This window comes from Synechococcus sp. CS-1332, assembly GCF_025127995.1.
GTDB lineage: Bacteria > Cyanobacteriota > Cyanobacteriia > PCC-6307 > Cyanobiaceae > Cyanobium.
This window is the reverse complement of sequence record NZ_JAHLYP010000022.1, coordinates 1-10,938: the sequence shown is the minus strand read 5'-3', so window position 1 is coordinate 10,938 and position 10,938 is coordinate 1. Positions and strand designations below refer to the sequence as shown.

Sequence of the window (10,938 nt, the reverse complement as noted above, 5' to 3'; positions counted from 1 at the left end):
TCCAACCCCCTTCTCATGAAGACTCCCCTCACCGAGGCCGTCGCAGCCGCTGATTCCCAGGGCCGCTTCCTGTCCAACACCGAGCTCAACGCCGCCTTCGGTCGCTTCGAGCGCGCCAAGAACGCCCTGGAAGCTGCCAAGTCCCTCACCGCCAACGCCGACTCCCTGGTGAACGGCGCCGCCCAGGCCGTCTACAACAAGTTCCCCTACACCACCCAGATGCAGGGGAGCAACTACGCCTCCGACGCCCGCGGCAAGGCCAAGTGTGCCCGTGACATCGGCTACTACCTCCGCATGATCACCTATTGCCTCGTGGCTGGTGGCACCGGCCCCATGGATGAGTACCTCGTGGCCGGTCTCGACGAGATCAACCGCACCTTCGAACTCTCCCCCTCCTGGTACGTGGAAGCCCTGAGCTACATCAAGGCCAACCACGGTATCTCCGGCGACGCCGGCGTCATCGCCAACAACTACATCGATTACGCCATCAGCGCCCTCGTTTGAGCCGCTTCGGTCTTCGATTCCTCTGGGTCCCTTCGGGGACCCTTTTTTTGGGCCGATTCCCCCTGGCCGTGGGGGTGGCAGCATTCCCAATAGTTCTTCCCTTCCACCTCTGCACGCCCATGGCCGGTGACGGTGAGCCGATCAGTGAAGCCGAAGCCCTGGAGCAGTTGCGCCAGACAGACGACCAGTCCCGTCAGTACTACGCGGCCTGGTGGCTGGGTCGCATGCGCAGCCGGCATCCGGAGGCCGTGCCCCTGCTCCTGGCGGCCCTCCGCCAGCGCCAACCACGGGACGTGGGCGCCGGGGTGGAACACAACGCCGTGGCCCGCAATGCCGCCAGGGCCCTGGGCAAGATCGCCGATGGGCGGGCGGTGCCGGAGTTGCTGGAGGTGCTCGACGATGCCGACGACGGCCTGCGGGAGGCCGCGGCCCGTGCCCTCGGCGAGCTGCGGGCCACGGCAGCGTTGCCGCTTCTGACCCGCCGCCTGGCCAGCGGGCCCGACGTCGCCGGCGCCAACCGCAGCGACAGCCCCCGGCTGCAGGAACCCTGCGAGGCGATGCTGGAGGCCCTGGGGACGATCGGCGTAGCCGCACCGGACGTCCTGGCCGTGATCAAGCCCTTCACCAGCCATGGGCGCCCCCTGGTCCGCAGTGCAGCCTGCCGGGCCCTGCTGCAGCTCACCGGGGAGACGGCCTGGGCCGAGGAGCTGCTGCAGTTGCTGCAGCATCCCCAGCTGCAGGTGCGTCGTGCGGCTCTGATGGATCTGGGGGCTGTGGGATGGCGTCCCGCCCTCGCCCCCATCCAGCGCACCTTGGCCGAGAACAGTCTCAAGCTGATCGCCCTGCGGGGCCTCGTGGAGAACAGCACCGGCAGTGAGGCGGACAGCGATGATGAGGCCGTTCTGATGGCGATGGACGCCCTGCTCTGATGACGGCCGCAAGCGGAGATTCCAGGCTCGCGGCCGATCGGATCCGAGCCTTTGAGCAGGCTGGCAGCGCCGAGGAGCTGGTGGTGGCCACCCGCCGGCTGATCGCCTGCGACGACCCCCTGGCCACCGTGCCCCACCTGGTGCAGGTGTTGGGCTTCAACAATCCGGGAGCCGCCGTGGCCGCCGTGGATGGGCTGATCGCCCTGGGCCCGGCGGCCGTGGGGCCCTTGCTGGCCAATCTCGATGCCCACAACTACGGCGCCCGGGCCTGGGCCGTGCGGGCCCTGGCGGGGATCGGCGACCCCCGCGGGCTGGACGTGCTCGAGGACGCCCTGGCCACCGACGTCGGGCCCAGCGTGCGCCGGGCCGCCGCCAGGGGGCTGGGGGCCCTGCGGCTGGAGTCCCTGGCCGAGGCGGAACGCCACCAGATGCGTGAGCGCTGCCTCCATGCCCTCGAGAGCGGCCGCGGGGATGGCGAGTGGGTCGTGCGCTACGCCGTGGCGGCGGGCCTCGAGGGCCTGGCCCTGCCCATGCCCCCGGCCGATCCCCACCGCGATCGGGCCGAGTCGAGCCTGAAGCAGCTCCAGGATCCGGAGCGGGAGGACACACAGGTGGTGCGGCTGCGGGCCGGCGTGGCCCTCAAACGACTCAACGCCCAATGACCACCCCCCCTGAACCGCCCGCCGCCCCCCTCGCCATGGCACAGCCCACCAGCCTCCTGTTCGTCTGCCTTGGCAACATCTGCCGCTCCCCGGCCGCCGAGGGGGTCTTCCTGCACCTGATCGGCCTCCAGGGCCTGGAGCACGCCTTCAGGGCGGATTCCGCCGGCACCGGCGACTGGCACGTGGGAAGGCCCGCCGATGAGCGCATGCGCAGCGCCGCCGCCCGGCGGGGCATCGACCTGCCCAGCCGAGCCCGCCAGATCACCCACAGCGACCTGAGCCGCTTCGATCACGTGCTGACCATGGACCGGCAGAACCTCAAGGCGGTGCGGGGCCTGGCCGGGAAAGGGGAGGCCACGGCTCAGATCAGCCCCCTCACCGGGTACTGCCGCCGTTACGACATTGAAGAGGTGCCTGATCCCTACTACGGCGGGGAAGAGGGCTTCGATCGGGTGCTCGACCTGCTGGAGGACGCCTGCGGGGGCCTGCTCGAAACCCTGACGGCCGAACGGACGCAACGCTAGGGGGCCGCAGGGCCCGGCCAGGCGTCCTCCGGCACCCGCTCGCGGAACAGATCCACAAGGCGCTGGATCACGGCGTCGATGCCCAGGCCGTCGGTGACCAGCTCCACCGCATCAGCCGCCTGACACAGGGGGGCCTCGGCCCGGGTGGAATCCAGGCGATCCCGCTCGGCGATCTGGGCTTCCAGTTCCGCCAGGGGCGGCACGACGAAGCCGCGCTGGGCCAGATCCGCCGCCCGGCGGCGGGCCCGCTCTTCGACCGTGGCCGTGAGGAACACCTTGCACTCCGCCTCCGGGAAGACGGCGGTGCCGATGTCGCGTCCTTCCGCCACCAATCCGCCCCGCTGGCCCATGGCCTGCTGCTGCCCGGTAAGGGCCGCCCGCACGCAGGCATGGGCCGCCACCGTGGACACCAAAGCCGTGACCTCAGGGCCGCGGATCGCCTCGCTCACCTCGTGGCCATTCACCTGCACTCGCTGCTCCCCGCCGGCGTCGCTCTCCAGCTGCAGATCGAGGTCGACGAGCAGGGGGGCGATGGCGGCGGCATCGGCCGGGTCCACCCCCCGGTGCAGCACCCACCAGGTGAGGGCCCGGTACATGGCGCCGGTGTCGAGGTAAAGAAGGCCTAGGCGGCGGGCGAAGGCCCTGGTGACGGTGCTCTTGCCCGCCCCGGCGGGGCCATCGATGGCGACGATCGGCGGGCGGTTCATCAGGAAGATATGGTCGATCAGCCGGGTGCTGCCGCAACCGGCGGCCGCGGCCAACAGGGAGATCCCGCTGGCGGCGGTAACGGGACTCAGGGTAGAGGGCTGCACGAGCTGCAAGTACTCCACGGCCAGGCCCGCCGCTTCCAGGTCGCGGCGGAGCGAAGCGGTCAACAGGGCCGCACTGGCCATGCCCCCACGCCAGAGCGTGCGCGCCGCCCTGAGGGCGGCCGGCAGGGCCGAAGCCTGATCGCGCTCGCTGGGGCTGAGGTAGCGATGACGGGAACTGCAGGCGAGCCCATCGGCCTCCCGCACCGTGGCGCAGCCCTGCACCGTCACCGGCAGGGCCAGGTCGGCCACCACGCGTCGCAGGATCGTGAGCTGCTGCCAGTCCTTCTCCCCGAGCAGGAGGCGATCGGGCCGCACCAGGGCCAGCAGCCGGCAGACCACGGTGGCCACACCCTCAAAATGGCCGGGCCGGCCGGGACCGCAGAGGGACTGGCGCAGGGCGGCCGGGGGAACCACGCCGGTGAGCTGGGCCTCACCGCCGGGGAACAACTCCGCCACCGATGGGGCAAACAGGGCCTCGGCACCTGCCGCCGCCGCCAGGGCGGCATCGGCATCCAGATCCCTGGGGTAGCGGTCGAAATCCCCGGACGGTCCGAACTGGAGCGGGTTGACGAACACGCTGAGCAGCACCGCAGGCCGACCCGCGGGCACGGCTTCGCAGGCCCGATGCAGCAACTGCTGGTGGCCTGCGTGCAGGCTGCCCATGGTGGGGACGAAGTGGAGCGGCCGCCCGGCCTGCCCACGGCACCAGTCGTTCAGGTCGGCCCTGGTCTGAAGCAGTCGCACCGAACCACAAAAAAAGCCCAGCCGCCAGATTGGCGGATGGGCCGAAAGAAAGGAAGCCGGACAGAGCCGGAAGGCAGCCTCAGGGCAGCACTTCGAGCTTCACCTGGGCAACGCCGCTGGAGGTGAGGCCGAGTTCGTGGGCGGCTCCATGGGCCAGATCGATCACGCGGCTGCCATGGAACGGACCACGGTCGTTGATGCGCACCACGGCGGAACGACCGTTCCAGAGGTTGGTGACGCGCACCTTGGTGCCGAAAGGCAGGGTGCGGTGGGCGGCGGTAAGGCTGCCGGGGCGAAGAACCTCTCCACTGGCGGTGCGGTTGCCGAAGAAGCCTGGTCCGTACCAGCTCGCCTGACCGGTGGTGACACGACCGGCGGAGGCGATCAGATTGCTCGCCGTGGGCACGGTGCGGATCTCCTCGACAAAACGGTCCCAGGTGGAGGGGAAGTCGGCGGGACGGATGGCGACGGAACTCCCTGGGGCCTGCTGGGCAGTAAGGGAGCCGGCCTGGGCCGGAGCGATGCTGCTGGTGAAGAGAAGGGCGGCGGCGCCCAGGAGTTGATTAGCTCGCATAACAAGCGGAAGACACTGGCTGGGCACGACATCGAGGAACGACATTCCTGATGACTGCATTCGGGCATTGAAGACAACCAAACCTGAGTCGGTAGTGGCTGAATCAAACGCGTCCGAAAAAGCCTGGCGAATTCCTTACAGAAATTGACGACCCAGGAAAACTATCCGAACTGCGCAGACCTCAAAGACGCTGCAAACAGGCCTCAGAACCGATCAGTTTTCTTCATCCTTGCCACCCCTCCAGGCGTCCACTGGCATGACTGGCCCAGCGGCGCTAGCGAAACATCAGTGGATTTGATCAATGGCATAAGGCCAGACGATGGAAATACGTGCCAATCCCGGGATCGTCCACGCTCTGGGCGCGTCAGCTGGCCCCGCCGGCCCCACGCCGATGCAGGATCGGTGCAGCGCTGACCCTTGCCCCATGGACTACCGCTCTGCCGGCGTCGACGTCGCCGCCGGCCGCGCCTTCGTGGAACGCATCAGAAACAGTGTCGAGACGACCCGACGACCGGAAGTGATCGGGGGACTGGGGGGCTTCGGCGGCCTCTGCCGTCTGCCGGCAGGGATGCGGCGTCCCCTGCTGGTGGCCGGCACCGACGGGGTGGGTACCAAGCTCGAGCTCGCCCAGGCCCATGGCGGTCACCACGGGGTGGGCCTGGATCTGGTGGCCATGTGCGTCAACGACGTGATCACCAGCGGCGCCGAACCGCTGTTCTTCCTCGATTACATCGCCACCGGCAAGCTCGGCCCCGAGGCCATGGCCGAAGTGGTGGAAGGCATCGCCGACGGTTGCCGCCAGAGCGGCTGCGCCCTGCTGGGGGGCGAAACTGCCGAGATGCCGGGCTTCTACGGCGCCGGCCGCTACGACCTGGCCGGGTTCTGCGTGGCGGTGGTGGAGGAGGAGGAACGGATCGACGGGGCGCAGGTCAGCCCGGGCGACGGAATCGTGGCCGTGGCCAGCAGCGGTGTCCACAGCAATGGCTTCAGCCTGGTGCGGCGCATCCTGGAGGCCGAAGCCGTCGACGCCGCCACCCTGTTGCCGGCAACCGGGCAAGGACTGATCGAGGCCCTGCTGACCCCGACACTTCTTTATGCCTCGCTGGTGAAGGACCTGCGCCGATCGGGGCTGCCGCTCCACGCCATGGCCCACATCACCGGCGGTGGCTTGCCGGAGAACCTGCCCCGTTGCCTGCCCGAGGGGGTTCATGCGGTGGTCGACCCCGACAGCTGGGAGCGTCCGCCCCTGTTCCGCTGGCTGCAGGAGCGGGGCCAGGTGCCGGAGGTCGATCTGTGGAACACCTTCAACCTGGGGGTCGGTTTCTGCCTGGTGGTGCCGCCGGCGGCCTCAGCTGGCATCATCGATCTCTGCCGCTCCTCGGGCCATCAGGCCTGGGAACTCGGCAGGGTCGCGGCAGGCGACCCGGGGGAACACCCCCTGGCCGGATTGCCGCACTGAAGCGACTCCGGTCCTGATCCGCCGCTTTTCCTAGGTTCAATCGCGGCATTCCGCCACGACCAGGCCCCCCACGCTCCCAAGACGTTCAAAAGATTTCGCTGCCCGATGTTCGATACGTCCAGACGCATCACCCGCCGCCGTAGTTCCGCCGGCCCGATTCCGCCCCAGCGCCCCCAGCAGCCACGTCCCCGTCTGCGGGACGGTGGGGCCCCGGTGCAGCGGGAAGGCACGGGCGGCCAGCGCCCCACCTTTCTGACCCTGCGGGACCACGGCAAGGTCTATGTGGCCGACCTGCCCCGCCTTTCCGACGGCCAGCTCACCCATATCAATAAGGAAGCCCAGGACGTCCTCGACAGCCTCAACCGCCGCCTGCAGGAACTGGAGGCCCAGGGTGCCCTCAGTGAAGCCGACCAGGACACCCGCATCCGGGCCACCACCAAGCGGGACATCACCCAGCGGTTTCTCAACTCGATCGCCCAGGAGCAGGAACTGAGGCGCTCCAACCCGGCACTGCGGGCGGCCGCGGGCGAATCCCTGGCCCGCGCCTTCCTTGAACTGGCGCGCCACCGTCTGCCAGGCTCCACCTTCGATTCCCTGCTGCAGGAAGCCCTCAGCGCCTGTGGCCCCGGTGAAGACGGCGCCCTCGGCGGCGAACCGGCCGATCCCCAGGTGGTCCGGCTGCTGCAGCGGGCCGAGGCCCCCCAGCCACGGCCGGCGGCCCTGCCGGTGGTTCTGAGCCCCGATCCGGCCGACGCCCTCAGCGCCTGACCCCTTCAACCGCTCTGAAACGGGTTGGCCGGCATGCGCCCGTCGCAGCGTTGCGCCACCCGGTCCAGATCACGTCGTTCCCCGTCATCGAGGCACCAGCTGGTGGCCGCGGCCGCCGCTTCGGCCTGGTCGACGCGGCGCAACCCCACCAGGGGCAGGGCCCCATGGGCCCGGCACCAGTTGATCGCCACCGCCGCCATGGGGGCATTGTGGGCACAGGCGATCCGCTCCATGGTCTGCAGCAGGGGCTGGATACGGGGCTGTAGCCGGCGGAACAGCAGGCCCCGGGGTCCAGGGGGCAGGGCCTGACCTTCCCCCGGTGGCCGGCTCAGCAGGCCCAGGGCCAGGGGGCTGTAGGCCAGCAGCTCGATGCCTAGCTCCCGGCAGACCGGAGCGACCCCTTCGGCCGCCAGCGCATCGGGGGCCAGCAGGGACAGCTGCACCTGCAGGCTGGACAGCCGCAGCCCCCGGCGGGCCAGCCGCCCGTGCACCAGGCGCAACCGACGCGGTCCCAGGTTGGAGACCCCCAGGCTGCCCACGCGGCCCTGCTCAACCAGATCCGCCAGTCCCTCCAGCAGCGCCGCCTCCTGCCAGGGGGCATAACGGGCCGTGCTCCAGTGCAGCTGGACCCGGTCGAGATGGCCCCTCAACCGCCGACGGGACGCTTCGAAGGCCCTCTCGAAACCCCGGCGACCCAGGCGCCAGGGGAAGGGGGCCAGCTTGGTGGCCACGGTGAGCGCCCCACGCCGGTCCGGCGGCAAGGCCTCGACGAAGCCGCCCAGGAGCGACTCACTGCGGCCCCCGAAGCGACCGGTGCCATAGGAATCGGCCGTGTCGAAGACCGTCAGGCCCAGGTCCACCGCCCGGCGGAAACAGGCGGCCAGCTCCGCGTCCTGGGCGGGGTCGTAGCCCCAGAGAAACTGATTCCCCCAGGCCCAGGTGCCCACCCCAACCGCGGCGACGCCCGATGGCACAGGAACGGGCAGGGGGATGGCAGGGTCGGTCAAGACGATCGCGACGCTCTCGCTCTGTTGCCATGATCGATCCGAACCGTCCCCAGGGGAGACGCGATGACCAGCCATCCGGGCGTCCGACCACCGCTTCCCCCCACCGAAGCTGGCCCGAACGTGCCACTGGGCGCCAGGAACGTGCCCTCCGGGCCTGCCCCAGATCCGGTGCTGTGTTCCCACTGTGGCCGCACGGCCAGCAACGGAATCAGCTGCCAGGGGATCTGCGTCGCCGACTCGGGCTATTGAAGCGGCGGCCCTGCCGGGGATGCCAATCGGTTCTGGCGCTTCTGCTGGTCCTCACTGGACCATGGGCGGCCCTGGAGGCCCAGGAACTTCCCGGCGAGGATTTCGGCCGCTGGGAAGGGGGCCTGCGGCGCTGCCGCATCGTCAGCAGCTCCGGCCAGGCCCCGCCGCAGCCGCCGAGCAGCTGCAGGCTGCTGCGGCTGGATCAGCAGATGGAGGGACTGCTCACCGTCCGGTTTCTGCAGCCCGGTGGCAGCGGCGCCTTTCTGGATCGCCAGCTGGTCTTTGCCGGGGTGCTGGCAGAGGGCTCCAAGGGGATGCAATGCCTGGCAAGCCGCTGCGAGCCGCGCTGGCCCCTGCAACTGCGGGTGAGCGCCGTAGGCCAGGCGGGCTTCGGCGAGACCACGGCGGCCCTGGGGCTGACCAGGGCCCAGCTCGCCAGCGGCCACTGCCACCTGGATGGGCGCGCCTTCCGCTGCGAGGCCGTCGGCCCGGAAGGACAGCGGTGGCAGGCGGAAGCCTCTCCCTGAGCGGGCCTGGGAACCGTGCGGAAGGGAAATGACGATCGGCAACGAACGCCACAGACAACCCTGACCTTCTTCAGGTTCTCTTTATTATTCGTTCGTTCGGGTGACGGTCATGCCCCAGTCCACATCGCTGCTGGCCCTGGTGGGCGTCGTGGGCTTCGCCCTGATCTCCTTGCTCCTGGGCGTCCTTCCCTGAGCCGACGCGAGTGGCCGGAGGGACGTCGCCGCTAGGGTGCCGCCACCCACTATCCGGCATGTCGACCAAGGACGCCTTCACGCGCATCTACCAACGCGACACATGGGGGGGAGGCTCCGGCCAGGGGTCCAGACCTGAGTTCAATGGCGAATACATCGCCACCCTGCAGCGCTTTCTGCGGCTCAATCACATCCGCAGCGTCGTCGATTTCGGCTGCGGCGACTGGCAGTTCTCCCGGCTCATCCACTGGGGTGACATCACCTACACCGGGATTGACATCGTCGACTCCGTGGTGGCCGCCAACAGTGACCTCCACGCCAGCGACTCGATTCGCTTCCAGCTCTTTGAGGACCTGGCCAGCCTGCCGCCCGCTGATCTGATCCTGGTGAAGGATGTGCTGCAACACCTTCCCAACCATTTGGTGCGGGAGTATCTCGACCATTTCAAGGCCCACTACCGCTGGCTGATCATCACCAACGACGATCTGCCCCACTCGGAACTCAACCAGGACATCGAGGCGGGCGCCTGGCGGCCGCTGCGTCTGGACCTGCCCCCCTTTGAGGAGCACTGCTCCACCCTGGCCCAGTGGGTGGTGCTCACCGAAACCTCGATGAGCCTGCACAGGAAACGGGCTGAACTGATCCTGGGAGCAGGAGCACGTCAGCCGCAGCAAAGGCCTGGAATGCAGCAGGGTTGACTCCAGACCAAGCCGTCACCCAGCAGCGGCAGTGTTACCAGTTTCCGACCCTTTTGAGGGCGGTGTAGTACTCGATGATGGCGTCTTCGAGAATCGCCGTGGGTGTGGAAGGTAACTGAATTCTTTCGCGATAGGCCTGGATCTTTTCAATCATCTCCAGGCAGTCTTCGCTGAGCAGCGCCACGAACGGATCCGGCTCTTCCGTGGAGTTGGCTCCCACCTCAGTCCTCATTGGCAAGTCCATTTCAGTCTGCCACCGATGGGCGGCCATTGGGCCGTGACTCCTGCGCGGAAGGGCGAGCAGGAGCGCGCCGGTTGTTGCAGAGGCGGCACCCAGATTCGAACTGGGGATAAAGGATTTGCAATCCTCTGCCTTACCACTTGGCCATGCCGCCTGCCGGGGAGCAAACTCCCCGCAGCGGATCGTATCAGCCATGGCATGTCCACCCCCTGTCTGCTGGTTCTGAGCAACGGCCACGGGGAGGACCTGATCGCCTTGCGGCTGATCGAGGCCCTGCGGCACCAGGAACCCAACCTGAAAGTGCAGGTGTTGCCCCTGGTGGGGATGGGCCAGGCCTATGCCGGCGCCGAAGCGGCCGGGGAGCTGCAGCGGGTCGGGCCGCGGCAGCCGCTGCCCAGCGGCGGTTTCAGCAACCAGAGCCTGCGGGGACTGCTGAACGATCTGGCCGCCGGGCTGCCGCTGCTCAGCTGGCGTCAGTGGCGGATCGTGCGGCGCTGGGGACGGCAGGGTCTGCCGATCCTGGCGGTGGGCGACCTTCTGCCCTTGCTGCTGGCCTGGGCAGGCGGCGGTCCCTACGGCTTCCTCGGCACCCCGAAGAGCGACCACACCTGGGCCTCACCCGCCCCGGCCGGCTGGGGCCGCTCCCCCCTGGCCGATGGGTACCACCGGGCCAAGGGCAGCGAATGGGATCCCTGGGAGTGGGCCCTGATGGGCCACAGCCGCTGCCAGCTGGTGGCGGTGCGCGATCGCCTCACCGCCCGGGGACTGCGCCGCCATGGGGTCCAGGCCCTCGCCCCGGGCAACCCGATGATGGATGGCTTCACCGCCCCTGGGCCCCTGCCGGCCTGGCTGCAGGGGCGGCGCCGTCTGCTGCTGCTGCCGGGCAGCCGCCTGCCCGAGGCCCTGGGCAACCTGCGCGGCCTGCTCGCCGCCCTGCCGTCCGCCAGCGCGACCCAGCCGATCAGCGTGCTTCTGGCCTGCGGCTCTCGCCCCAGTGACGCCGAGCTGGCCGCCCCCCTCACCGCCGCTGGATTCACCCCGGCGGCGG

Annotated in this window: 13 protein-coding genes and 1 tRNA gene; 9 read left to right on the top strand and 5 right to left on the bottom strand. The window is 69.3% G+C overall.

The features are described 5' to 3' along the window. Positions 1-15: 15 nt before the first annotated feature. The 4 genes from cpcA to KQ305_RS04945 all read left to right on the top strand — a co-directional run bounded on the left by cpcA (position 16) and on the right by KQ305_RS04945 (position 2,619). Positions 16-504 (top strand): phycocyanin subunit alpha, encoded by a 489-nt coding sequence (cpcA, locus tag KQ305_RS04960; RefSeq protein WP_259724324.1) that lies wholly within the window; start codon positions 16-18, stop codon positions 502-504. 119 nt (positions 505-623) lie between these two features. Continuing rightward, positions 624-1,433, top strand: coding sequence for a HEAT repeat domain-containing protein (locus tag KQ305_RS04955; protein ID WP_259724323.1), 810 nt, complete (start codon positions 624-626; stop codon positions 1,431-1,433). Then, positions 1,433-2,095, top strand: a complete 663-nt coding sequence (locus KQ305_RS04950; protein WP_259724322.1) for a HEAT repeat domain-containing protein — start codon at positions 1,433-1,435, stop codon at positions 2,093-2,095. The genes KQ305_RS04955 and KQ305_RS04950 overlap by 1 nt, the downstream gene beginning before the upstream one ends. Continuing rightward, a complete protein-coding gene (locus KQ305_RS04945) occupies positions 2,092-2,619 on the top strand; it encodes a low molecular weight protein-tyrosine-phosphatase (RefSeq protein ID WP_259724321.1) in 528 nt (175 codons plus the stop codon). Before KQ305_RS04950 ends, KQ305_RS04945 begins: the two co-directional genes overlap by 4 nt. On the opposite strand, the gene KQ305_RS04940 is transcribed toward KQ305_RS04945, so the two are convergent. Then, entirely contained in the window at positions 2,616-4,175 is a 1,560-nt protein-coding gene (locus KQ305_RS04940) for a bifunctional pantoate--beta-alanine ligase/(d)CMP kinase (protein ID WP_259724320.1), read from the bottom strand. The two genes, KQ305_RS04945 and KQ305_RS04940, sit on opposite strands and share 4 nt — an antisense overlap. A gap of 79 nt (positions 4,176-4,254) precedes the next feature. Next, on the bottom strand, positions 4,255-4,749 hold the full coding sequence (locus KQ305_RS04935; protein ID WP_259724319.1) for a septal ring lytic transglycosylase RlpA family protein: 495 nt from the start codon (positions 4,747-4,749) through the stop codon (positions 4,255-4,257). Between the two features lie 424 nt (positions 4,750-5,173). Between KQ305_RS04935 and purM the strand changes: the two genes are divergently transcribed. Further along, a complete protein-coding gene (gene purM, locus KQ305_RS04930) occupies positions 5,174-6,208 on the top strand; it encodes a phosphoribosylformylglycinamidine cyclo-ligase (RefSeq protein ID WP_259724318.1) in 1,035 nt (344 codons plus the stop codon). Positions 6,209-6,313: 105 nt separating this feature from the next. After that, positions 6,314-6,976, top strand: a complete 663-nt coding sequence (locus tag KQ305_RS04925) for a hypothetical protein (RefSeq protein WP_259724317.1) — start codon at positions 6,314-6,316, stop codon at positions 6,974-6,976. A gap of 5 nt (positions 6,977-6,981) precedes the next feature. On the opposite strand, the gene KQ305_RS04920 is transcribed toward KQ305_RS04925, so the two are convergent. After that, the gene (locus tag KQ305_RS04920; RefSeq protein ID WP_259724316.1) at positions 6,982-7,983 is read right to left on the bottom strand and encodes an aldo/keto reductase; all 1,002 of its coding nucleotides are present in this window, start codon (positions 7,981-7,983) and stop codon (positions 6,982-6,984) included. A gap of 245 nt (positions 7,984-8,228) precedes the next feature. Here KQ305_RS04920 and KQ305_RS04915 point away from each other — a divergent pair, with 245 nt between their 5' ends. Both KQ305_RS04915 and KQ305_RS04910 read left to right on the top strand, forming a co-directional pair. Continuing rightward, entirely contained in the window at positions 8,229-8,759 is a 531-nt protein-coding gene (locus KQ305_RS04915; protein WP_259724315.1) for a hypothetical protein, read from the top strand. 251 nt (positions 8,760-9,010) lie between these two features. Then, positions 9,011-9,649 carry a trans-aconitate 2-methyltransferase gene (locus tag KQ305_RS04910; protein WP_259724314.1) on the top strand — a complete coding sequence of 213 codons (639 nt, stop codon included), beginning with the start codon at positions 9,011-9,013 and terminating at the stop codon, positions 9,647-9,649. A 34-nt stretch (positions 9,650-9,683) separates the two neighbouring features. On the opposite strand, the gene KQ305_RS04905 is transcribed toward KQ305_RS04910, so the two are convergent. Both KQ305_RS04905 and KQ305_RS04900 read right to left on the bottom strand, forming a co-directional pair. Then, complete coding sequence (locus tag KQ305_RS04905) at positions 9,684-9,833, bottom strand: hypothetical protein (protein WP_259724313.1); 150 nt, start codon at positions 9,831-9,833, stop codon at positions 9,684-9,686. Positions 9,834-9,973: 140 nt separating this feature from the next. Continuing rightward, positions 9,974-10,044, bottom strand: a tRNA-Cys gene (locus tag KQ305_RS04900). Positions 10,045-10,088: 44 nt separating this feature from the next. Between KQ305_RS04900 and KQ305_RS04895 the strand changes: the two genes are divergently transcribed. Then, the coding region (locus KQ305_RS04895) for a lipid-A-disaccharide synthase-related protein (protein WP_259724312.1) at positions 10,089-10,938 on the top strand (850 nt) is incomplete at its 3' end.